Below are 22,790 nucleotides of genomic sequence, written 5' to 3' on the forward strand. Positions count from 1 at the left end.
GGCCAGTGGTGGTCCCGCCGAGCGCTCCGGCGTCCCCAGTCGAGGCTAGGCGCCACCCCGCATCGGCGCAGGGCGCAACTCCCGCCAGGCAGTCCTCCCCCGTCAGCCGAGCAGCTCGGGGTGACGGGCGGCGATCGCCGCGGCCTCGGTCCGGGTGGCGACACCCAGCTTGGCGAGGATGTTGGAGACGTGGACGGACGCCGTCTTGGTCGAGATGAAGAGCCGCGAGGCGATCTGGCCGTTCGTCAAACCTTCGGTCAGACGTGCCAGCACCTCCCGCTCACGCGGCGTCAGCGTCGGGAGCTCGGGCCCCGACGTCTCGGACTCGTCCGCGACCGGCGCCTTCGAGCGACGCCGGGGGACCACCGCCTCCAGCTCTGCCTGGAGCGGAGCGGCACGCAGCCTGCTCGCGCTCTGCCAGGCCTCCTCCGCGGCCCCCGCCGCGCCGGCCCGGTCACCGCGGGCCTGGAGCACGGCGGCGAGCCGGGCACGGGACCGCGCGGCCTCGAAGACGTGGCCGAGCTCGTCGAACCGCGCCACGCAGTCGCGCCAGGTCTCGGTCTCCGCCTCGACGTCGGTCTCCTCGCCCAGCAGCCTCCGCAGGCGCGCGTCCTCAGCGGCCACCCGGACCTGCCACGCGCCACCCTCGGGGCCGAACGGGCCCCGGGTCTGCACCGAGCGCTCCGCGTCGCGGATCAGCGCGTCGGCACGCTCGCCCAGGGCCTCGGCCTGCGCACCGCGGGCCGTCGTCGCCGCCGCCGCGAGCCGGCCCAGCGCGAGCCCGGACATCCGCACCCGCGCCGGGGCGTACCGGTCGTGCCAGTCCTCGGTCAGGCACCGCACGAGGTCGTCGTGCCACCGCATCGCCGACTCGGCGTCCGGTGCCAGATCGATCGCAGCCGTGCCCGCGTAGATCGCCAGCGCGACGTCGCGGCTCCAGTGCGTGCGCAGCTCGTCGGCCGTCGCGATCCCGTCGTCCGCAGCACGGCCCGCCGACACCAGCAGGCCGATCGCCCTCAGGGCCGCCGCCGCGACCGTCGGCGGACGCAGGCGCTCGACGTCCCCCAGCGTGTCGACGAGGTCCCACTGGCCGAGCAGATAGGCGGTGAGGGACCCGAAGAACCGCCCGTCGAACCCGTACGGAGCCCACCGTCGTCCCGCCCGCTCGGCCAGCTCCATCGCGGCGAGGAACTCGCGCTCCGCGTCCTCGAGCTCACCGCGGTCGTGGAAGTGGAACGCGAGGATGTGGTGCGCGCGCAACTCACCGACCTCGTTGCCCTGCTCGCGCGTGGTCTCGACCAGCTCCTCGAGCCTGCGGCGGTTGGCTGCCGGGTCGTCGCCGGTGCGCGAGCGGACCCGTGTCTGAGTGATCACGGCGTCGTCGATGACGCGCCGCAGACCGAGCCGTCTGGCCAGGGCGATCGCCTGCTCCGACCAGCGCAGCGCCTCGTCGTCGCGCCGCTCCGACATCGCCAGGTATGCGGCGAGGTTCTCGACCTGGGCACGCAGTGCGGTCGGCTCCTCCGGGACGAGCGTGAACAGCGTCTCCAGCGTCTCGGCGGTCTCGCGATTGCGCTCCGACAGCGAGCACGCCGTCCCGAAGGCGATCAGGAGCCGGACCCGGTCGTCCACGGCGACCTCGGGGTCGAGACGGTCGATGTGGTCCCGGACCAGGTCGCCGGCTCGCCGGACGTACCCCGCGGCGATCAGGGCCTCGCTCGCCGCGAGCACGAGCTCGACGGTGTCCGTGCCCTCGGGCGCCGAGTCGACCAGCCCGAGCGCCCGCTCGTAGTGCTGCGCGGCCTCCTCGTGCCCTGCGACCCGGGTCGCGCGCTCCGCCGCCGTCACGCTGGCGGTGAAGGCCGCCTCGTACATCCCCGCCTCCATCGCGTGCCGCGCCACGTCGGCGGCGTGCGCCTGGGGATCGAGCGCCGCGACGTAGGCGGCGTGCAGCCGGCGTCGCTCACCGGGCAGCAGGTCGTCACGCACCACCTCGCCGAGCAGCGCGTGCCGGAACACGTAGGTGTCACGGGTGGTGCGGGACAGGATCCGGTGGTCCAGGGCGGACCGGATCGCGGTCTCCAGGGACGCCGGGTCGAGCCCGGCGACCTGGGCCAGCAGGTCGTCGTCGACCTCGCCACCCGCGCACGCCATCACCCGGACCAGCTGGCGCGCGTCGTCGTCGAGGCGGTCGAGGCGCACCAGCAGGAGCTCCGCCAGCGTCCACGGCAGCGGACCGTCCTCGACGTCCAGGAGCTCCTCGACGATGAACGCGTTGCCGCCGGCGCGCCGGACGATGGCGTCCAGCGACTCCGTGCTCAGGGTGCGACCCCGGGAGACCGCGAGGTCTCGAACCTCGTCGGCGGCGAGCGGCCGCAGGTCGAGCCGCTGGACGTCCGGCAGCCGTCCCCACTCGGCGACGTCGCTGCGCAGGGGGTGTCGGCGGTGCAGGTCGTCGCTGCGGTAGGAGACCACCACCCGGACCGGGCCGTCGAAGCGCTGGGTGAGGACGTAGCGCAGCAGGTGGCGCGTCGACGCGTCGGCCCAGTGCGCGTCCTCCACCACCAGCAGCACCGGCGCCGCCGTCGCGAGCGTCTCCAGCGACGCCGTCACCGCCGCGAACAGCTCCCCGCGGTCCGCCTCCGGCGGGTCTCCCCCGCCGAGCAGCCCGGCGAGCACCGGCGAACGCTCCCCGAGAGCCGCGCGGGTCGGCGGTTCCAGGCCGCTCAGCACCTCCGCGAACGGTTGGTACGGGATCCCCGCGTCGCCGAGGTCGACGCAGTGGCCGACGAGCACCCGATGACCCAGGTCCGACGCGCGGACCGCGGTCTCGCGCAGCAGGCGCGTCTTGCCCATGCCGGCGTCGCCGCTGAGCAGCACGGCCCCGCGCGCGTCGGGGTCGTCGACCCCGACCGCGGCGAGGAGCTTGTCGAGCTCGACGACGCGGCCCACGAGCGGCGTCGTCGGCCTCCAGTCGGCCATGTTCTCCATCATGGCCGATGCCACCGACAGGACTCGAACGGATTCCGGACAGCAGACCGGTCTCCGACGGCCCTGCTCGACCGCGGGCGCGTCAGCGGGGTGCGTCGCCCTCCTCGGCCGTGGTCCACGCCAGGCCCTCGTCGACGTCCACCGGGGTCCCGGTCGGTGTCGAGGAGTACGTGCCCTCGATGTCGGCGTCGTCGGTGGCGGAGTGCGCTCCACCCGTCACCTTGTGCGCCGCGTCGGACACCTTGTCCTTCACGACCGGCGCCTGCGTCTTGATCGTGTCGGTCACCTTGTCCTTGACCACCGGCGCCTGCGTCTTGATCGTGTCTCCGGCCTTGGACATCCCGCTCTGGACCGGCTGGCTGCCGACCAGCTTCTTCGTCTGGGCCACGATCTGGTCGTACCGCTCGCGGCCGGCCCGGGTGCCCAGCACGTATCCCACTCCTGCGGCGAGGAGAAGTGAAGTCTTGCGCATGTACGTTCCTCTCGGTCGCGGCTGATCCTGCGACGCTAGCGCGTCCGGGCCGCGTCAACCACTGTCGGCGTCGGGCTCGGCCGGTTCGGCCGCCTCGTCGCGCTCCGCCCACTCCAACAGCGGCGCGATGGAGAACACCGCGTCGTCGATCCCCGCGTGCAGGTCGCCCACCTCGGCGAACCGCCCGGGCATCGTGGCGATCGTGAAGTCCGCCGGCTCCGCGTCGTCGATCTCGTCCCAGCGCACCGGTGCGGAGACCAGACCCTCGGGCACGCCGCGGACCGAGTACGCGGCGGCGATCGTGTGGTCGCGGGCGTTCTGGTTGTAGTCGACGAACAGCGCCGCCGGGTCGCGGTCCTTGCGCCACCAGGTCGTCGTGACGTCCTCGGGGGCGCGGCGCTCCACCTCCCGCGCGAACGCCCACGCGGCCCGCCGTACGTCGGCGAACCCGTGACCCGGCTCGATCCGGACGTAGACGTGCATCCCCGCCCCGCCCGAGGTCTTCGGCCATCCGGTCGCCCCGAGCTCGTCGAGGATCTCGTGCACCACGTGAGCGACCCGCCGTACGGTCGCGTAGTCGCAGGCCGGACCCGGGTCGAGGTCGATCCGCCACTCGTCGGGGGACTCGGTGTCCGCGCGCCGGGAGTTCCAGGGGTGGAACTCGACGGTCGACATCTGCACCGCCCAGATCACGCTCGCCGGCTCGGTCACGCACAGCTCGTACGCGTGGCGCCCGTAGCGCGGGAACTCCACCCGGACGGTCTCCAGCCACGGCGGCGCGCCGGCCGGGACCCGCTTCTGGTGGACCTTGTCGCCCGCGACGCCCTTGGGGAAGCGGTGCAGCATGCACGGCCGGTCCCGCAGCGCGCGGACGATCCCGTCGGAGACCGCCAGGTAGTACTCGACCAGGTCCAGCTTGGTCTCGCCGCGGGCGGGGAAGTACACGCGGTCGGGGTTCGTCACGCGTACGGTCCGAGGCCCGATCTCGATCTCGACGGCGTCCGCCATGCGGTGATCCTCGCAGCGGCTCCGGCGCACCGCCAGTGCGCCGCGCGGGCACGGACGCAGAGAGCCGGCCCGGGCCGACCCCCCGGCCGGGCCCGAGCCGGCTCGCCGCCGCCGCCGACGCGGCGGCCTCGATCTCGGCCGCCTCGCTCACAGCGGCGGCGTGCGGCTGTCGAAGTCGTGGTGGGTGCCGACGCGGCGCGGTGCACCGTCGTGCGCCGTACGCAGCGTCATCATCGCGATCGCCAGCACGCCCGCGACGATCAGCAGTGCGCTCAGGAACTCGGTCATGGTCCTTCTCCTCTCAGTTCTCGTACGGCGTCGGGCTCAGGCCGTGCGTCCGCCACGACGCCGACGACGACGGATCCTGCGACCCGGCGTCACGTCGTGCGGGCGCGCCTTCTCGATGCGGTAGGCGTTCTGAGCCGCCACCCACTCCTCCGGTGCGATCAGCATCTCGGGCCCCCTCGTGCTCGTCCGTCCTCGTCGATGACACAAGAGTCGTCTCCTGAGGTACGCGCGGAACTCGGCCGACTGCCGTATCTGCTACCTCAGATGCGGGGCCGTAGGTACCTCAGAAGCCCTCGACCCGCCCCTGGGGGGTCAGGCGCCGGCGACGAGGGTGCGAGCGACGAGCGGGACGCCGGGGCGGTACGCCAGGTGGACGTACGAGGGAGCGTCGAGGACGCAGAGGTCCGCGCGGGCCCCGACCCGCAGATGGCCGACGTCGTCGCGGCGCAGCGACCCGGCGCCGCCGCAGGTGGCCGCGTGCAGCGCCTCCAGCGGGGTCATCCCCATCTCGCGGACCGCCAGCGCGATGCACAGCGGCATCGAGGACGTGTAGGAGCTGCCCGGGTTGCAGTCGGTCGCGAGAGCCACCCTGACGCCCGCGTCGATCAGGCGCCGCGCGTGCGGGTAGGGGTGGTGCGTGGAGAACTCGACCCCGGGCAGCAGTCCGGCCACGGTGTCGCTGCCGGCCAGCGCGTCGACGTCGGCGTCGGAGAGGTAGGTGCAGTGGTCCACCGCGGCGGCGCCGAGCTCGCAGGCCAGACGGACGCCGGGTCCCGGGCCGAGCTGGTTGGCGTGGAGCCGCATCCCGAGCCCGGCGTCGCGCCCGGCCACCAGCACGGCCCGGGCGGCGTCGGCGTCGAACGCCCCGTCCTCGCAGAACGCGTCGATCCATCGCGCGTACGGAGCACAGGCCCCGAGCATCGGCCCGGTCACCAGGTCCACGTACGCCGCGGGGTCGGTGCCGTCGGGGACGACGTGAGCCCCGAGGAACGTGGTCTCCTCGGTCCGCCCGCGCGCGATCCGCAGCGCTCGCTCCTCGTCGTCGACGGTGAGCCCGTAGCCGCTCTTGATCTCCACGGTCGTCGTACCCTGCCGGCGCATCTCGGCGAGCAGCCGGTCGACGGTCGCGGCGAGGTCGGCGTCGGAGGCGGCACGGGTCGCGGCGACGGTCGTACGGATCCCGCCGGCGGTGTACCGGCGCCCGGACGCCCGGGCCTCGAACTCGCCCGCGCGGTCGCCGGCGAAGACCAGGTGGCTGTGCGCGTCCACGAACCCCGGCAGCACCGCCGCGCCGTCCACGTCGAGGACCTCGTCGGCCGCAGGGGCCTCGGTGGCCGCTCCGGTCCACGCCACCCGTCCGTCCTCGACCACCAGCGCCGCGTCCACCAGGACCGGCCGCTCGGGGTCCCAGGTGACCAGCTCGGCGGCGCCGGTGACCAGCAGGCTGCTCACACGCGCTCCCAGACCGCCCCGACTGCCTTGCGCATCAGCACCGCGACCTCGTCCGGCCCGTACGCGAGGTCCTGCGGCGGCTCCACGTCGGCGGCGGTCGCGGCCCACAGCGGTTCGGTCGCGCCGGCGGTCCGGACGGTGTCGGTGCGCAGCTCGAACGCGTCCGCGTCGGCGAGCGCCGGGTCGAACCCGAGCGAGCCGTACCCCGTCCGCGTCGCCGCCTCGGTCAGCGCGACGGCGTCGAAGGAGCCGCGCCGCCCGCTCGTCAGCCGCTCCCCCATCTCCACCGCCCTCGCCTCGACGAACGGGTCGATCACCGTCTGCCCGTCCGACCCGAGCGTGAGCCGCGCGCCCGCGTCGCGCAACCGGGCAGCCGGGCCGATCCCGTCGGCGAGGTCCGCCTCGGTCGTCGGACAGAGACACACGTACGACCCGGCGTCGCCCAGCGCCGCGACGTCCGTGCCCGTCAGGTGCGTCGCGTGCACGGCCGTGGTGCGCGACGTCAACGCGCCGGACTCGGCGAGCAGGGCCGTCGGCGTCCGGCCGGTCGCCGCGACGCAGTCGGCGTTCTCCGCCGGCTGCTCGGAGACGTGCGCGTGCAGGGGTGCTTCCGGGAGGGCCGCGGCGACGCCGGCCAGGTCCGCAGGCGGAACTGCCCGTACGGAGTGGATCGCCGCACCGACCACGACGTCGTCGGCGCCGCGGTGCCGACGGGCGAGCTCGGCGACACGGGCTGCCCACGCGTCGACGTCGGGGTCGGCGAAGCGGCGCTGCACACCCTGGGGCGCACTCCCGAACCCCGACGCGCGGTAGCACGCGTCCAGCAGGCAGATCCTCAGGCCGGCCGCGCGGGCGGCAGCGATCAGCGCCTCCCCGGTCGCGTTCGGGTCGTCGTACGGACGCCCGTCGGGGCCGTGGTGCAGATAGTGGAACTCCCCCACGACGCCGATCCCGGCGAGCCGCATCTCGGCGTACGTCGCGACCGCCAGGTCGTGCAGCAGGTCGGGGTCGAGCACGGCGGCCACGCCGTACATCCGCTCGCGCCAGCCCCAGAAGTCGTCCCCGCCGGTCACGCGGGCGCGCAGCGCGCGGTGGAAGACATGGCTGTGCGCGTTCGCGAACGCAGGATGACGGGTCACGCCAGGTCCCGTACGACGTCGGCGAGCGCGGCGACGCCCGCGTCGCAGTCCGCGTCCTCGGCGTGCTCGTCCGGGCTGTGCGACACCCCGGTGGGGTTGCGGACGAACAGCATCGTCGTCGGGATCGTCGCGCTGAGCACCCCGGCGTCGTGGCCCGCTCCGGTCGGGAGCACCGGCGCGTCCAGGAGGCGGGCGAGCCGGTCGGTCAGGGCCGGGTCGAACGTGACGGTCGGCGTCGTCGACTCCGCCGTGACGTCGATCCCGATCCCGGCCTGGTCGCCGGCCTCGCGGGCGGCGTCGGTGATCTCGGCGACGAGCCGCTCGAGCGTGGCGTCGTCGGCCGCGCGGGCGTCCAACCAGGCGGCGACCGCTGACGGGATCGCGTTCGCGCCGCCGGGATGGACGCGGAGCTTGCCGAACGTCGCGCGGGCGTCGCGGCGGGTCGCCGCCTCCGTGGCGGCGAGCACCGTCCGCGCGTACACCGGCATCGGGTCGCACCGGTCGCCCATCGGGGTCGTCCCGGCGTGGTCGGCGCGGCCCCGCAGGTCGAGGCGCCAGCGTCCGTGCGGCCAGATCGCGCTCGAGACGCCGACCGCGTCACCGGAGTGCACCAGCGCCCGGCCCTGCTCCACGTGCAGCTCCACGAAGGTGCCGATCCGGTCCAGCCAGCCGGCGCGGCCCACGGCGTACGGGTCGCGCCCACGGGAACGCAGCACGTCGGCGAGGGTGTCGCCGTCGACGTCCCTCAGAGCGAGCGCACGGTCCGGGGCGAGGGTTCCGGCGGCGAGCCGCGATCCCGCGCAGGCGACGCCGAACCGCGCCCCCTCCTCGTCGGCGAAGCAGGCGACCGCGATCGGGCGGGACGGTACGAAGCCCTCGGCGCGGAGCCGGTCGACCGCCGCGAACGCGGAGACGACGCCGAGCGGCCCGTCGTACGCGCCGCCGTCGGGGACGGAGTCGAGGTGCGAGCCGAGGAGGAGGGCGCTGGGGTCTCGATCGCTCGCTGCGCTCGCGCCTCGACCAACGGTGGGATCGCTCCCCCCGCCTGCCCCGGTGGTCGAGGCGGGGGCGAGGGACGAGTCCCCGATCGAGACCCCAGGGTCTCGATCGCTCGCTGCGCTCGCGCCTCGACCAACGGTGGGATCGCTCCCCCCGCCTGCCCCGGTGGTCGAGGCGGGGGCGAGGGACGAGTCCCCGATCGAGACCCCAGGGTCTCGATCGCTCGCTGCGCTCGCGCCTCGACCAACGGACAGTGCGGGTTGCCACCAGGCGACCTGGTTGCCGTTGCCGTCCTCGGTCAGCTCCATCGACCGGGCCGCGGCCTCGCCGGCGAACCACTCGCGCAGCTCGAGGTCGGCGTCGCTCCACGCGAACCGGCGGTACCCGCCGGTGCGCCGGTCGCGACCGACGTCCGCGATCGCGTCGAGCGCCTTCACGCCTCCTCCATCGGGATCCGCACCCCGCGCTCGTGCGCGACCTCGCGCGCCCGGTCGTACCCCGCGTCGACGTGGCGCATCACCCCGGTGCCGGGGTCGTTCGTGAGGACGCGCTCGATCTTCTGCGCGGCCAGGTCCGAGCCGTCGGCGACGACGACCTGACCGGCGTGGATCGACCGGCCGATCCCGACGCCGCCGCCGTGGTGGAGCGACACCCAGGTCGCGCCGGAGGCGGTGGTGAGCAGCGCGTTGAGCAGCGGCCAGTCGGCGATCGCGTCGGAGCCGTCGGCCATCGCCTCGGTCTCGCGGTACGGGGAGGCGACGGAGCCGGAGTCGAGGTGGTCGCGCCCGATCACCACCGGCGCGGACAGCTCGCCGGACGCCACCATCTCGTTGAACCGCAGACCGGCGCGGTGCCGCTCGCCGTACCCGAGCCAGCAGATCCGGGCCGGCAGCCCTTCGAAGTGGACCTTCTCGCCGGCCCGGGTGATCCAGCGGCGCAGGTGCTCGTCCTCTCCGAAGAGTTCGAGGATCGCGCGGTCGGTCGCCGCGATGTCGGCGGGATCACCGGACAGCGCGGCCCAGCGGAACGGACCCTTGCCCTCGCAGAACAGCGGACGGATGTACGCGGGGACGAACCCGGGGAACGCGAACGCGCGCGCGAAGCCGCCCAGACGCGCCTCCTCCCGGATCGAGTTGCCGTAGTCGAACACCTCGGCACCGGCGTCCATGAACCCGACCATCGCCTCGACGTGGCGCGCCATCGACTCCCGCGCACGCTCGGTGAAGCCCTCCGGGTCGCGGTCGGCCTCGGCCTTCCAGCCGGCGACGTCGATGCCGACCGGCAAGTAGCTCAGCGGGTCGTGCGCGCTGGTCTGGTCGGTCACGACGTCGATCTCGACCCCGCGCTCGAGCAGCGCCGGGAAGACCTCCGCGGCGTTGCCGACGAGGCCCACCGAGAGCGGGCGCTGGTCCTTCTTCGCGGCGAGCACACGCTGCACGGCGTCATCGAGGTCGGCGGAGTACTCGTCGAGGTAGCCGTGGTCGACCCGGCGCGCGAGCCGGGTCTCGTCGACGTCCACGATCAGCACGACGCCCTCGTTCATCGTGACCGCGAGCGGCTGCGCACCACCCATCCCGCCGCAGCCGGCGGTCAGGGTGAGCGTGCCGGCGAGGGAGGGGCGGTCGAGCCTCTCGGCCGCGTAGAGCTTGCGGGCCACGGCACCGAACGTCTCGTACGTGCCCTGCAGGATCCCCTGCGTCCCGATGTAGATCCACGACCCGGCCGTCATCTGCCCGTACATCGTCAGACCCTCGGCCTCGAGCCGGCGGAACTCGGGCCAGGTGGCCCAGTCGCCGACGAGGTTGGAGTTCGCGATCAGGACGCGTGGCGCCCAGGCGTGCGTACGGAACACCCCGACCGGCTTGCCGGACTGCACGAGCAGCGTCTCGTCGTCGTCGAGCGTGCGCAGGGCGGCGACGATCGCGTCGTACGCCTCCCAGGAGCGCGCGGCCCGGCCCGTACCGCCGTAGACGACGAGATCCTCGGGCCGCTCGGCGACCTCGGGGTCCAGGTTGTTCATCAGCATCCGCAGCGGCGCCTCGGTCTGCCAGGACCGGGCGCTGAGCTCGGAGCCGCGGGGTGCTCGAACGGCGCGGTGGCTCGTCATCAGATCTCCTCGCTGTGGTTGCGTCCGGGCGTCCCCGATTCGACGGGTTGCCCACCGAGTTCCCGGACCGAATCGGTGGGGAACCCGTCAGATCGGGAGCGCGAACGGGCCGCGGCGAGCAGGGAGCCGTCGCGGACCAGGGCGGTGGTGGACTCGATCTCGGGGGCCAGGAACCGGTCGGGCCCGGGACCGGGTACGTGGGTGCGGAGGCGGGCGATCGCGGCGCCGGTCGCCGGTGCCGGGGCCAGCGGGGCGCGCAGGTCGATCCCGCGGGCGGCGACCATGATCTCGATCGCCAGCACCCGGGTCAGCGCGTCCACAGCCGTACGGAGCTTGCGCGCGGCGGCCCAGCCCATCGAGACGTGGTCCTCCTGCATCGCGCTCGACGGGATCGTGTCGACGCTGGCCGGGACCGCGAGACGCTTGAGGTCGGAGACGAGGGCGGCCTGGGTGTACTGCGCGATCATCGCACCCGAGTCGACGCCGGGATCGTCGGCGAGGAACGGCGGCAGGCCCCGGCTGCGGGCCGCGTCGAGGAACCGGTCCGTCCGACGCTCGCTGATCCCGGCGACGTCGGCGACCGCGATCGCGAGGAAGTCCAGCACGTACGCGAGCGGGGCGCCGTGGAAGTTGCCGTGCGACTCGAGCCGCCCGTCCGGAAGCACCGACGGGTTGTCGATCGCGGACTCCAGCTCGCGCTCGGCGACGCCCGCCGCGTGGGCGGCGGTGTCGCGAGCGGCGCCGTGGACCTGCGGGGAGCAGCGCAACGAGTACGCGTCCTGCACGACGCCGTCGCCGGTGCGGTGGCTCGCGACGATCGCGGAGCCGGCGAGGAACGCCCGGAGGTTCGCTGCGGACGCCGCCTGGCCCGGGTGGGGACGCAGCGCCATCAGCTCCGACGCGAAGACCCGGTCCGTCCCGAGCTGGCCCTCGACGCTCATCGCGGCCCCGAGGTCGGCGGTCTCGAGCAGGACCCCGAGGTCGTCGAGCGCGAGCAGCAGCATCCCGAGCATCCCCTCGGTGCCGTTGATCAGCGCGAGCCCCTCCTTCTCGGCGAGCACGACGGGCTTCAGCCCGTGGTCGGCGAGCGCCTCGGCGGCGGGGCGGACACGGTCGCCGTCGACGACCTCACCCTCCCCCATCACGGCGAGCGCGCAGTGCGACAGCGGCGCGAGGTCGCCGGAGCACCCGAGGCTCCCGTGCTCGCGGACCACGGGCACCAGACCGGCGTTCAGCAGGTCGGCGTACGCCTGGGCCGTGACCAGCCGGACGCCGCAGGTGCCGGTCGCCATCGTCGACAGGCGCAGCAGCATGAGGGCACGGACGACCTCGTCCTCCACCCGCGGACCGGCACCAGCCGCGTGGGAGCGGACCAGCGCCCGCTGGAGGTCCTGGCGCCGGTCGGCCGGGATGTGCCGCGTCGCGAGCGCCCCGAACCCGGTGGAGATCCCGTACACCGGCTCGTCCGAGCCGGCCAGCGCCTCGATGTCGGCGCGCGCCTCGGCGATCGCGTCGCAGGCGGCATCGGTGAGCAGGACCTTGGCGCCGTGACGGGCCACGGCGACCACGTCGGCGGGCCGCAGCGGGCCGGTGGAGACCTCGACGGTGTGCATGCCTTCATTCGAGCGCGCGGAGCGCCGCCGCACCACGACCGTACGGAGGTTGCTGTCTCGGATCCGAGACACCGCTGCCTCAGGCCGCCGCGCGCTCCCACGCCTCTGCGACCACGGAACCCGAGGAGGTGGGTCCGCGACAGGGCCGTACCCCCGAAGAACGTCAGCCGACCGGCGACCGCAGACTCGGCGATCGTGGCGAGCACGAGTGAGATCAGGTGGTCGCGCCGGACCTGCTCCTCTGCCACTCCGAACGCCTCCACCTGCGACGCGAGGTCCGCTCGGCTGAGGCCGCCGAGCAGCCGGTCGGAGCCCCTCACTCCACCACCGCCCGCATTCGGGCGACCGCTGCCCTGCCGCGCTGAGCTGCGGCGATCTCGTCAACCACGTCCTCGTCGGCGCGGCGCCACAACGACCTCAGCACCTCGTGCTCTTGCCCGGCATCCACCTCGGGGATGCCGTGACGCGCCAGGTCTACGACCGTCTGCTCGACCGTGGTGACCAGTCCGCTGCCGATCTCGTCGAGCGCGCGCATCTCGAGGTCGAGCGCTGCGGGATCTCGCATCACGAACCGCACCACCCCATCGCCTGCACCGGGCAGGCGGACCTCACGGTGCTGCTGCGGGGTCGCCACCACTGCGGTTCCGACCGCGCGAGGCAGCGCCCCGTGGACGCGTGCCGCGCTGACCCCCATGAGTGCGACGTCGTCCGGACCGTAGATCGCAGCGGCGATCCCGGCCGCGGCCGCCTCGAGCGTCGGTCGCCAGCGGGAATCACGGTCGTCCGGAATCGCGACGTAGTACCCGTGGCCGAGCCGGCGGACCACGCCGGCACGCGTCAGCCTCGCCAGCTCCGCGCGCGGATGACGGTAGACGTCAGCGAGGTCCTTCGGTCGAACCGTGCGGAGCGGTGACCGGGTGAGCGCTCGTGGCACCGGTGTTGACATAGGTGCCCTTCACTATGCGAAACGTATGCTCATAGCCTACGAATTGCATACCTTATGCGCAACCATCTCGGATCCGAGACACTGGCCCCGTGAGCCGCCCTGTCCCCGCCGCGACCGCGACCCTGCGCGTCCTGCGCTTCCTCTCGACCCAGCCCGTGCCCGTCGCGGCCTCGCGGATCGCCGCGGAGATCGGGCTCGCCCGCTCGACCACGTACCACCTGCTCGATGCGATGGCCGAGCAGGACTTCGTCGTGCACTACCCCGACGAGCGCACCTGGGGGCTCGGCGTCGGCGCGTGGGAGGTCGGGGTGGCGTTCGCGGCGCAGGAGCCGCTCGCCCGGCTCGCGCGGCTCCCGCTGGCCCGGCTCGTCGACCGGGTCGGGCGCTCGGCGCACCTCGTGATGCTCCAGGGCGCGGACGTGCTCTACGTGATCGAGGAGCGCGCACGCGGCCGCCCGCCGCTGGTCACGGACGTGGGAGTCCGGTTGCCCGCGCACCTGACCGCGTCGGGACGCGCGATCCTCGCGACGCTCCCCCGCGCCCAGGTCCGCGCGCTGTACCCGAGCGCGGCCGCGTTCGTCTCCCGGACAGGGCGCGGCCCGGCGGCTCCGTCGGAGCTGCGCGAGGTGCTGACGGCGACCCGGACCCGCGGATACGCCGAGGAGGACGGCGAGGTCACCGACGGCTTCGCGTCCGCCGCGGTCGCGCTGACCGAACCGGCCCTGCGCGCCTCGGTCGCGGTCACGTGGGAGACCCGCGACGACGTCGACGTCGAGGGGGTCCTCGAGGCCATCCGCGCAACGACGGCCGAGATCGACCGTCGGCTGCGTCACCGCTGACGGGCGGTGCGCCGCGCGGGACGACCATGCGGACGTACGACTCGCCCCGTTGGAGGCGCACGCGCCCCGGTTCGACGCAGGATCGTACGTCCGCATGGTTGCCCGCTCTGCGCCGTACGCTGCCGCCATGCCGAACACCGACGTCACCCGCCTCGCCGAGAAGCAGCGTCGCGACCGTCCCGCGCTCGACGCGTTGCTCGATGCCGAGCGGGTCTGCCACGTCGCCCTGGTCGTCGACGGGCACCCGCTCGTCGTCCCCACCGCGTACGCACGCGACGGCGACCGCCTGCTGCTGCACGGGTCCACCGGCTCCGGCTGGATGCGAGCCGCGGCCGGGGGTGCCGAGCTCGCGGTCGCGGTCACGGCGCTCGACGCGATCGTGGTGGCACGGTCGGCCTTCGAGTCGTCGATGCACTACCGCAGCGCGGTGGTCTTCGGGGTCGCGCACCGCGTCGAGGGCGGGGGGCAGGCGCGCGCCCTCGACCTGGTGACCGAGGCGCTGATCCCCCGACGCTCGGCGGAGGTCCGCGCCTCCACACGCAGGGAGCTCGCGGCCACGCTCGTGCTCGCGCTGCCGCTGGAGCGGTGGTCCCTCAAGGTGTCGGACGGCTGGCCCGAGGACGAACCCGCCGACGTCGCCGGCGACGCGTGGGCGGGGGTGGTCCCGCTGCGCCGGACGGTGGGCGAGCCGTTGCCGGCACCGGACCTGCGCGACGGCGTCGCCGTGCCGGCGTCCGTGCAGGCGCTGCGGGCCTGAGCGCCGCTACCCGAAGAGCGTGACGATCTCCTCGACCGGATCACCCGCGGCGTCGACGATCCAGGCCGAGCGCCAGCGGTCCATCGTCGCGCACGGGTGGGAGATCCCGAACGCGACCAGGTCGCCGACGGCGAGCGCACGGGTGCCCGCGCCGACGAGGATCGCGTGCTGATCGAAGAGCCGCTCCACCGTCAGCTCCGCCAGGGCCGTCTCCTGACCGTCGCGCCGACGGCGCAGCGGGACCGGTGGCTCCACGTCGTACGACGCGTCGCGCTTGCCGACGCCGACGACCGCGCGGCCGGGTTCGGGGACGGACAGCACCGGACCCCACACCTCGAGCACGGGCTCGAAGACCGGCAGCCCGGCGCCGTCCGGCATCGCCGCCTGCGCCCGCGCGTACAGGCCGTGGTCGTGCAGCACGTAGCACCCGCTGCGCAGGACGACGCGGACGTCGTCGGGGTCGAACGCGTCCGCGAGACGCGCCACCACCGCCGGATACAGGTCGGAGCCGCCGAACGTCAGGATCGCCGGTCGCCGGTCGACCAGGTCGGCGTCGAGCAGGGCCCGGAGCGCCGTCTCCCCGTCACCGAGGTACGCATCGACGACGCGCGGCCGGTCGGCGACAGCACCCTGGCTCGCGAGCACGCCCTCGTACCCGCTTACCCCCACCACCTGCAGCCGCTCCGACGCCGCAGCAGCGCGGGCGACGGCCCGTGCCTCGTCGACGCCTCGCGCCCCCGTCCGGCCCCCGCTGGGCCCGACCTCGACGAGGACGCCCAGCGGGCCGAGGTCGGCGCCGGACCGCGCGAGGCCTCGGTCCATCGCCCCCACGGCGGCGGTCGAGTCGACGAACACCATCACCTCGAGGTCCGGGTGCTCCCGCCGCAGCCTGCACAGTGCCGCCAGGTCACCGGGCGCCACCACCTCGTTCGCGAGCAGCACCCGCCGTACGCCGGCGTGCTCGACCATCGCACGGACCTGCGCGACCGTCGCGAGCGTGCACGCGGTGGCGCCGTACGCCTCCTGCCGCCGCCACAGCTGCGGGCTCAGGTGCGTCTTCACGTGCGGAGCGAGCTCGACGTCGTGCCGCCGGGAGTAGTCGCGCATCGCCGCGAGATTGTGCTCGAGTGCCTGCCCGCGCAGCACGAGCACGGGCAGCGGCACCCGGTCCAGGAACGACTCGTCCACGGCGGGATCGCGCGACGCGGTCACGGCTCGATCATCGCCCGAGCGACGCGTGCGCGGTGATCAGCGACGGCCCGTACCACGTCATCAGGCGACCGGACACCAGCTCGGTCGGGGTGCGTACGAACGTCTCCGGCCCGTCGTCGTCGGTGAACACGTACGGCTCGTCCGGCAGCAGCACCACGTCCGCGCCCGCGGCGTCGAGGTCGGCGACGTCGACGTGCGGATAGCGGTCCGGGTCGTCGGCGTACACGTTCTCGGCTCCGGTCCGCCGCAGCAGGTCGCCGGTGAACGTCCGGCTGCCCACGACCATCCACGGGTCCCGCCAGATCGGCACAGCCACGCGGCGCTGCACCGGCGGCAGCGGCCCGCACCAGAGTCGCTCGGCCTCGGCGATCCACGCAGGCTCGGGCCAGCCGAGGGCCTCGCGGAACAGCCGCCGCAGCGAGTCGAGGGCCTGCGGCACGGTCTCGATCTCGGTCACCCAGACCGCGACGCCGGCGTCACGGAGGCGCTGCACGTCGAGCCGGCGGTTCTCCTCCTTGTTCGCGACGACGAGGTCGGGGCGCAGTGCGCGGATCGCGGCGAGGTCCGGGTTCTTGGTACCGCGGACCCGGGTGACGTCGAGGCCGGCCGGACGAGTGCACCACTCGGTCGCACCGACGAGCGCATCCGGTCGGGCCTCGGCGAGCGCCTCGGTGATCGACGGGACGAGCGAGACGACGCGGGTCGCGGGGCGGCGGACGTCGAGCGGCGTGCCGAGGTCGTCGACCGGGCGGGGCGTACGAGCGGGGTCTCGATCGCTCGCTCCGCTCGCGCCTCGACCATCGGAGGAGGCGGGGCTCCCGCTCGCGCCTCGACCGTCGGGTGGGGGTGCCATGGTCACTCCAGCGTGGCCAGCTGGTCCTCCAGGTGGAAGACCTCCGGCACACGCACGAACGCCTCGTCGGGGCTGCCGTCGACCACGAAGAACTCCCCCATCTCGGCCTGCCAGCGCGCGTTCACGTCGGTCGCCGCCATCGCCGCCTGGGCTGCGTCCAGGTCCTCGGACTCGACGTACCCGATCAGCAGGCCGTCGGGTCGGAGGAAGAGCGAGTAGTTGTGCCAGCCCGACGTCTTGAGCGCCTCGAGCATCTCGGGCCACACCGCGCGGTGGCGCTCCACGTACTCGTCGAGCCGCTCGGGATCGACCTGCTGGTAGAAGCAGTAGCGCGGCACAGGCACTCCTCGGGTCCGGGTGGGGGCGGGGACGTCGTCCCCAGTCTGCCCCGGTCACGCCTGCACGAACCACCGGGCCAGCAGCGTCCCGTCCTCCTCCAGCAGCGTCGCGAGTCGGGTGGGGACGTCGAGGTGGGACCCGACGGTGATCCGCCGGTGGTCGCCGCCGACCAGGCGCGGGACCTGGCTGGTGCACACCTCGTCGACGATGCCGGCGGCGAGCATGTCGGTGAGCAGGTGAGGCCCGCCCTCGCTCAGGATGCGCCCCCAGCCCCGCTCGACCAGCGCCTCGCGGAGCGCCACCAGGTCCACTCGGTCGTCGCCGAGGACGAGAACCCCGTCCTCCCCCAGCCGCTCGACGGTCTCGGAGAGCCCGGGCGCCGCCGCGCAGGTCGCCATCAGCACCGATCCGCGCGGCGCGTCGACCAGGCTGACCGGCAGGTCGCCGCTGCGCGAGACCAGCACGATCGGTACGCCGGCCGTGCCGTACTCCTCCGCCCGGACCGTCCCCGCGCCCACGAGCACGACGTCGGCACGGGCGCGCAGCGCGTGGAACACGCGGCCGTCCGGGTCGTTGTTGATCGAGCCGGACCGGCCGTCCGGACCGGTCGCGGCACCGTCGACGGTCTCGACCATGTTCACGCGCAGCCAGGGCAGCCGCGGCGCCCCGTACAGCGCGTCGAGCTGGCCGTCGTCGGGCTCCGTGCCCGACGTCAGGCCGGTGACCTCGTCGATCAGGACGCGCACGCGATCGTCACCACCCACCACCGGACGCCGTACGGGTCGTCGGCGTAGGTCGTCGTCACCGCGCCCGATGCGCTCGGCAGGGTGGCGCACGCACGCAGGCCTCGGATCCCGGAGGCGAGGAGCGCGTCGCCGAGGTCGGCGTCGAGGTTCGCGAGGGCGGTCAGGTCCCCGGCGGAGAACGCCGCCTCCGCCGCGTCGTCGAACGCGAACGCGCGCTCGTCGAGGTGGCCCGGCGCCTTCTCGCTGCGCCGGGCGCTGCCGTTCGCCATCACGAGCAGCGCGTCGCTGCCCGGCTCGCCGCTCGCGGGCAGACCTGCCGCGACGTCGACACGACCGTCGAACCCGGCGGCGGCGAGCAGCGACCGCGCGACCCGCTCCCCGGTCGACATGCCGACGCCGCGGCGCAGGTCTGCCTCGTCGGGTGCGTCGGTCACCACGACCACGCGATCCGGAGCGACCGCCATCAGCCGCCGTACCGCCTCGTCGACGGCGCGGCGCAGCTCGGGCACCGGGTCGGTCAGGCTCGCGTGCTCCGGGAGCAGCACCGGCGCCGGCGGCACCACGGCCGCAGCGGCGATCATGCGAGCCCCCGGATCGCGCGCGACGGCGGCCGTACGCCCTGGATCGTCCGCACCATGTCGACGACCTGGCGGGTCTCGACCACCTCGTGAACCCGGAAGACGCGCGCGCCGGCGAGCGCGCAGACCGCGGTCGCCGCCAGCGTGCCGGTGAGCCGCTCCCCGACGGGCAGGTCGAGCGACTCGCCGACGAAGTCCTTGTTCGACAGGGACACCAGCACCGGCCAGCCGGTCGCGGTCATCTCGGCGAGCCGCCGGGTGACCTCGAGGGAGTGGAAGGTGTTCTTGCCGAAGTCGTGGGCCGGGTCGATCAGCACCGACTCCCGGTCGACACCCGCCGCGACGGCCCGCTCGGCGTACGCGGTGGTGGACGCGATCGCGTCGGCGACCACGTCGTCGTACTCGATCCGGTGCGGCCGCGTCCGCGGCGTCACCCCGCCCGTGTGGGTGCAGACCAGCGCCACGTCGTACGCCGCGGCGACGTCCGCCAGCTCGGGGTCGTGGCCGCCCCACGCGTCGTTCAGCAGGTCGGCCCCGGCCTCGCACACCGCGCGCCCGACCTCGGCCCGCCACGTGTCGACGCTGATCACCAGATCCGGGTGGGCGGTGCGGACCCGCTCGACGAACCCGACCACGCGTCGCCGCTCCTCGGACGCGTCGATCTCGGCCCCCGGCGCCGCCTTGATCCCGCCGATGTCGACGATCTCCGCGCCCTCGTCGACGACCTGCGCGACCCGGTCGAACGCCCGGTCCTCGGCCCACGTCGCGCCCTTGTCGTAGAACGAGTCCGGGGTGCGGTTCACGATTGCCATCATCAGGGTCGCGTCGTCGTCGAAGCGACGGCGCCCGAGGCGCAGGGTCATCGGAGGCCTCTCGCCGGAGGCCGCTCGTAGGTGACGACCTCGCGCTCGGCGGCGGCGATCCCGCCCTCGCCCGGCACGTACTGCCGCAGGGCCACCACCTGCGGGTGCTCGCCCCCGTACGTCCGGGCCTGGACGGCGGTGATCACCTGGGTGGCCATCGCACCGAGGTCCCGCAGGGACTGGTGGCGGTGCGCGCGACGTCCGAGGTCGACCTGAGCGATCGCCTCCGGACCCAGCGCGTTGGCGGTGTCGATCAGCGCGGCGATCTCCACGGCGTACCCGGTCGGGACGGTCAGCGCCTCGAACCACTCCCGGCGGATCGCCCACTCCCCGGCCAGCGGCTGCACGAGCCACGCCAGCCGGGGGTAGGACCGCGCGATCAGCGGTCGCGCGACGAGCTCGGTCACGCGACCTCCCTCGTACGCCTCGCTGCGGGTCCCGTCGTCGAACGGGCGCTCGTAGAAGCCCTTGACCAGCGTCACGTCGTCGCGGGTCAGGAGCGGTCCGAGGAGACCGGGGACGAAGTGGGTGTCCCAGTCGGTCAGGTCGGCGTCCATGAACACGATCAGGTCGCCGGTCGTGACGAACTGTGCCTTCCACATCGCCTCGCCCTTGCCCGGGTACGAGCCCAGGTCGGGGCGGATGTCGCGTGCGCGGTGCACCCGCGCTCCGGCGCCGGCGGCGACCTCGTACGTGTCGTCGTCGGAGTCGGAGTCGATCACGACGATCTCGTCGAGCAGGTCCACGGTGTCGACCAGCGCCTCGCGGACGCGTGCGACCACGTCACCGACCGTGGCGGCCTCGTTGCGGGCCGGCACGACGAGGCTGACGGTCGTGCCGGAGGTCCGCTTGACCTCGACGAGGTCGTTCAGGTCCCACTCCTGCCAGCGGTACGTCGCGGCGTCGAACCAGTCGTCGGGCACGTCGTCACAGTACCCACGCCGCTCCAGCTCGGCGGGGCGCGGTGGACGCACCGGGCGGGTGCGGGCGGGATCCCGCCTCGTGGACCGCTGCCGCGGTCTCCCGTCCGTCGTGATGGAATGCCCAGGTGTGAACATCTGTTCACGCCTGGGGCGATCGGGGGTCCGGATGAGCACGCGTGGCGAGGCGGAGCGGGCACGCGGCGGGCTGGTGATCGCCGTCCTCGCGCTGTGCGGGACCACGGTGTCCCTCCAGCAGACCCTCGTCCTCCCGCTGCTCCCGGACTTCCCGCACCTGCTCGACACGACCGCCGACACCGCGTCGTGGCTCGTCACGGCGACGCTGCTGGCCGGCGCCGTCGCCACGCCGACGATCGCGCGGCTGGCGGACATGTTCGGCAAGAAGCGCATGATGCTCGTCGCGCTCGCCGTGATGATCGCCGGCTCCGTCCTCGGCGCGCTCGGCACGTCGATCCCGCTGATCATCGCCGCCCGGGCGATGCAGGGTGTCGGGATGTCGCTGATCCCGGTCGGGATCGCGATCATGCGGGACGAACTGCCGCGCGACCGCGTCCCACTCGGCGTCGCCCTGATGAGCGCGACGCTCGCGATCGGCGCCGGCATCGGCCTCCCGGCCTCCGGGCTGATCGCGGCGCACACGAGCTGGCACGGCATCTTCGTGCTGACCGCGGTCGTCGGCGCGATCATGCTCGCCGCGGTCGCCGCGGTCGTGCCGGAGTCGCCCGTACGCACGCACGGGAGCTTCGACTACCGCGGAGCCGCGCTGCTGACCGTCGCGCTCACGGCCGGCCTGCTCGCGCTGTCGAAGGGCGACCACTGGGGTTGGACGTCGGCACCGACGATCGGTCTCGCGACGCTGGCGGTCGTCGTCCTCGTGGCCTGGATCCCGGTCGAGCTGCGGGTCCCCAACCCGCTCGTGGACGTACGCGTCGCCGCGCGACCGGCGGTCCTGCTGGTCAACCTCGCGGCGCTGCTGACCGGCATGACGCTCTTCCTCAACATGCTCGTGACGACGCAGCTGCTCCAGCTGCCGACCGAGACGGGCTTCGGGCTCGGGCTCGACACCCTGCACAGCGGACTCTGGATGGCGCCCGGCGCGATCGTGTTCGGAGTGATGGCCCCGGTCTCGGCGGCCTCGATCCGGCGCTTCGGCGCCCAGATGACGCTGCTCGCCGGCGGAGCTCTGATGGCCGTCGCGTACGGAGCGCGGGTGATCTGGTCGCACGACCTCGCGCAGGTCGTCACCGGTTCGATGCTGGTCAACGTCGGCACGGCACTCACGTACGCCGCGATGCCGACCCTCATCATGCGCGCGGTCCCGGTGACCGAGTCGGCCTCGGCCAACGGCCTGAACACCCTGATGCGCTCGATCGGCACCTCGACCTCGAGCGCGCTGATGGCCGCGGTCGTGAGCAGCAGCGCGGTGATGATCGGCGGACAGGTCGTCCCGTCCTTCGGGGCGCTGACCGCCGTGATGGCGCTGGCCGCAGCCGCATCCGTCGGCGTGGTCGCGCTCGCCGTGCCGACGTTCCGGATGCGCGACGTCGGCGAGGACGGCGAGCAGGCCCACCGGCACGACACGGTGGTCCGCGGTGAGGTCACGGACCGCGGTGGACGCGGCATCCGGCACGCCGTGGTCACCGTGCTGACGCCGTCCGGTGAGGCGGTCGACTGGAGCCAGGTCGACCCGACGGGGAGGTTCACGGTCGCCGTTCCGGGCGAGGGCCAGTACCTCGTGGTCGCCGCCGCCGACGGGTGGACTCCGGCGTCGCGTCTGACCCGCCTGTGCGAGGAGGAGCCGGCGATCATCGTGCTGCACGAACGCCTGGTGCTGTCGGGCACGGTGAGCGACCGGACGGGCCCGGCGGCGGGCGCGGTGATGGCGCTGACCCGCACCAGCGGCGAGGCCGTGATGTCGGCGACCACCGACGACGCGGGCGCGTACGAGGTCCCGCTCCCGCCGAACGGACGGTACGTGCTCTCGGTCGTGCACGGCGGCCGTACGGCCGCTCGGCCGGTGACCGTCTGGGGTGCCTCGCGCACCGCCGACGTGGAGATCGGGACCGACGCCGCCGTCGCGGGGGACCCGACGTGACCGGACCGGGCGCCCGGGAGTCGCGCGACGCCGTCACCGCCGCGGCCGCCGAGCTCTTCGCCGAGCGAGGGTACGCCTCGGTCACGATCCGCGACATCGCCGAGGCCGCCGGCGTCTCCCCTGCGCTCGTGATGAAGTGCGGGGGCAGCAAGAAGGAGCTGTTCCTGCGGGTCGCGACCGTCACCGCGCCACCACTCCCCGACGTCCCGGCGCACCGGCTCGGGGAGACGCTCGTCGCGGCGCTGGTCGAGCGCTACACCGTCGACGCCGTCGAGCCGCTGACGCGCGCGGTCCTGCTCCGGTTGTCGGCGCCCGAGCCCGACGCCGTGCGGGAGCGGTTCGTGGCGGAGTACCTCGTACCGCTCACAGCTCGGCTCGACGGCCCGGACGCGGCCGTACGGGCCGAGCTGGCCCTGGCAGCACTCGCCGGGCTCGCGACCACCCAGCGGATCCTGCAGCTGCCGCGGTCCCGCGAGGCGCTGGACTCCGTCGTCGCCCGCTACGCCCCCGTCGTCCAGGCCCTCCTCGACGGCTGACCCTCCCGACCGTGCG

Annotated in this window: 22 protein-coding genes; 4 read left to right on the forward strand and 18 right to left on the reverse strand. The window is 74.1% G+C overall.

The window, feature by feature from the left end; genetic code table 11:
- Window positions 1–102 precede the first annotated feature (102 nt).
- The 11 genes from CLV56_RS21325 to CLV56_RS20950 all read right to left on the reverse strand — a co-directional run bounded on the left by CLV56_RS21325 (window position 103) and on the right by CLV56_RS20950 (window position 12,703).
- On the reverse strand, window positions 103–2,982 hold the full coding sequence (locus CLV56_RS21325) for a helix-turn-helix transcriptional regulator (protein ID WP_039345852.1): 2,880 nt from the start codon (window positions 2,980–2,982) through the stop codon (window positions 103–105).
- A gap of 91 nt (window positions 2,983–3,073) precedes the next feature.
- Window positions 3,074–3,463, reverse strand: a complete 390-nt coding sequence (locus CLV56_RS20945; RefSeq protein WP_211287963.1) for a hypothetical protein — start codon at window positions 3,461–3,463, stop codon at window positions 3,074–3,076.
- Window positions 3,464–3,517: 54 nt separating this feature from the next.
- Window positions 3,518–4,471, reverse strand: a complete 954-nt coding sequence (gene ligD / locus CLV56_RS03605; protein WP_039345602.1) for a non-homologous end-joining DNA ligase — start codon at window positions 4,469–4,471, stop codon at window positions 3,518–3,520.
- Between the two features lie 147 nt (window positions 4,472–4,618).
- Window positions 4,619–4,759, reverse strand: coding sequence for a hypothetical protein (locus CLV56_RS20490; RefSeq protein ID WP_157805052.1), 141 nt, complete (start codon window positions 4,757–4,759; stop codon window positions 4,619–4,621).
- A 36-nt stretch (window positions 4,760–4,795) separates the two neighbouring features.
- Window positions 4,796–4,924, reverse strand: coding sequence for a hypothetical protein (locus CLV56_RS21330; RefSeq protein WP_281254183.1), 129 nt, complete (start codon window positions 4,922–4,924; stop codon window positions 4,796–4,798).
- 147 nt (window positions 4,925–5,071) lie between these two features.
- Window positions 5,072–6,211 (reverse strand): imidazolonepropionase, encoded by a 1,140-nt coding sequence (gene hutI, locus CLV56_RS03610; protein ID WP_039345606.1) that lies wholly within the window; start codon window positions 6,209–6,211, stop codon window positions 5,072–5,074.
- Window positions 6,208–7,350 (reverse strand): formimidoylglutamate deiminase, encoded by a 1,143-nt coding sequence (locus CLV56_RS03615; RefSeq protein ID WP_039345608.1) that lies wholly within the window; start codon window positions 7,348–7,350, stop codon window positions 6,208–6,210. Before CLV56_RS03615 ends, hutI begins: the two co-directional genes overlap by 4 nt.
- On the reverse strand, window positions 7,347–8,786 hold the full coding sequence (locus CLV56_RS03620; protein WP_245857573.1) for an allantoate amidohydrolase: 1,440 nt from the start codon (window positions 8,784–8,786) through the stop codon (window positions 7,347–7,349). The genes CLV56_RS03615 and CLV56_RS03620 overlap by 4 nt, the downstream gene beginning before the upstream one ends.
- Window positions 8,783–10,456 (reverse strand): urocanate hydratase, encoded by a 1,674-nt coding sequence (gene hutU / locus CLV56_RS03625; RefSeq protein ID WP_039345611.1) that lies wholly within the window; start codon window positions 10,454–10,456, stop codon window positions 8,783–8,785. Before hutU ends, CLV56_RS03620 begins: the two co-directional genes overlap by 4 nt.
- Complete coding sequence (gene hutH / locus CLV56_RS03630) at window positions 10,456–12,069, reverse strand: histidine ammonia-lyase (protein ID WP_100414395.1); 1,614 nt, start codon at window positions 12,067–12,069, stop codon at window positions 10,456–10,458. Before hutH ends, hutU begins: the two co-directional genes overlap by 1 nt.
- A 316-nt stretch (window positions 12,070–12,385) precedes the next feature.
- A complete protein-coding gene (locus CLV56_RS20950) occupies window positions 12,386–12,703 on the reverse strand; it encodes a hypothetical protein (RefSeq protein ID WP_211287964.1) in 318 nt (105 codons plus the stop codon).
- A gap of 401 nt (window positions 12,704–13,104) precedes the next feature.
- Here CLV56_RS20950 and CLV56_RS03640 point away from each other — a divergent pair, with 401 nt between their 5' ends.
- Complete coding sequence (locus CLV56_RS03640) at window positions 13,105–13,854, forward strand: IclR family transcriptional regulator (RefSeq protein ID WP_039345618.1); 750 nt, start codon at window positions 13,105–13,107, stop codon at window positions 13,852–13,854.
- A gap of 127 nt (window positions 13,855–13,981) precedes the next feature.
- On the forward strand, window positions 13,982–14,611 hold the full coding sequence (locus tag CLV56_RS03645) for a pyridoxamine 5'-phosphate oxidase family protein (protein WP_100414396.1): 630 nt from the start codon (window positions 13,982–13,984) through the stop codon (window positions 14,609–14,611).
- Window positions 14,612–14,617: 6 nt separating this feature from the next.
- Here CLV56_RS03645 and CLV56_RS03650 read toward each other — a convergent pair whose 3' ends face one another.
- The 7 genes from CLV56_RS03650 to CLV56_RS03680 are packed head-to-tail and all read right to left on the reverse strand — an operon-like array spanning window position 14,618 to window position 20,125.
- Window positions 14,618–15,823 (reverse strand): type III PLP-dependent enzyme domain-containing protein, encoded by a 1,206-nt coding sequence (locus CLV56_RS03650; RefSeq protein WP_100414397.1) that lies wholly within the window; start codon window positions 15,821–15,823, stop codon window positions 14,618–14,620.
- A gap of 7 nt (window positions 15,824–15,830) precedes the next feature.
- Window positions 15,831–16,676 (reverse strand): helical backbone metal receptor, encoded by an 846-nt coding sequence (locus CLV56_RS03655; RefSeq protein ID WP_245857575.1) that lies wholly within the window; start codon window positions 16,674–16,676, stop codon window positions 15,831–15,833.
- 2 nt (window positions 16,677–16,678) lie between these two features.
- Window positions 16,679–17,014: an L-rhamnose mutarotase gene (locus CLV56_RS03660; protein ID WP_039345624.1), complete on the reverse strand. Its 336-nt coding sequence runs from the start codon at window positions 17,012–17,014 to the stop codon at window positions 16,679–16,681.
- Between the two features lie 54 nt (window positions 17,015–17,068).
- A complete protein-coding gene (locus CLV56_RS03665; RefSeq protein WP_039345867.1) occupies window positions 17,069–17,761 on the reverse strand; it encodes a dihydrofolate reductase family protein in 693 nt (230 codons plus the stop codon).
- On the reverse strand, window positions 17,749–18,342 hold the full coding sequence (locus tag CLV56_RS03670; protein WP_039345627.1) for a class III extradiol ring-cleavage dioxygenase family protein: 594 nt from the start codon (window positions 18,340–18,342) through the stop codon (window positions 17,749–17,751). The genes CLV56_RS03665 and CLV56_RS03670 overlap by 13 nt, the downstream gene beginning before the upstream one ends.
- Window positions 18,339–19,202 carry a dihydropteroate synthase gene (folP, locus tag CLV56_RS03675; protein WP_039345630.1) on the reverse strand — a complete coding sequence of 288 codons (864 nt, stop codon included), beginning with the start codon at window positions 19,200–19,202 and terminating at the stop codon, window positions 18,339–18,341. Before folP ends, CLV56_RS03670 begins: the two co-directional genes overlap by 4 nt.
- Window positions 19,199–20,125, reverse strand: a complete 927-nt coding sequence (locus tag CLV56_RS03680; protein ID WP_039345633.1) for a glucosyl-3-phosphoglycerate synthase — start codon at window positions 20,123–20,125, stop codon at window positions 19,199–19,201. Before CLV56_RS03680 ends, folP begins: the two co-directional genes overlap by 4 nt.
- A gap of 166 nt (window positions 20,126–20,291) precedes the next feature.
- Here CLV56_RS03680 and CLV56_RS03685 point away from each other — a divergent pair, with 166 nt between their 5' ends.
- Window positions 20,292–22,238 carry an MFS transporter gene (locus tag CLV56_RS03685; RefSeq protein ID WP_170224754.1) on the forward strand — a complete coding sequence of 649 codons (1,947 nt, stop codon included), beginning with the start codon at window positions 20,292–20,294 and terminating at the stop codon, window positions 22,236–22,238.
- Complete coding sequence (locus CLV56_RS20495) at window positions 22,235–22,774, forward strand: TetR/AcrR family transcriptional regulator (protein ID WP_039345636.1); 540 nt, start codon at window positions 22,235–22,237, stop codon at window positions 22,772–22,774. The genes CLV56_RS03685 and CLV56_RS20495 overlap by 4 nt, the downstream gene beginning before the upstream one ends.
- The last annotated feature ends 16 nt before the right edge of the window (window positions 22,775–22,790 follow it).

The sequence above is a fragment of the Mumia flava genome, from assembly GCF_002797495.1.
Lineage (GTDB): Bacteria > Actinomycetota > Actinomycetes > Propionibacteriales > Nocardioidaceae > Mumia > Mumia flava.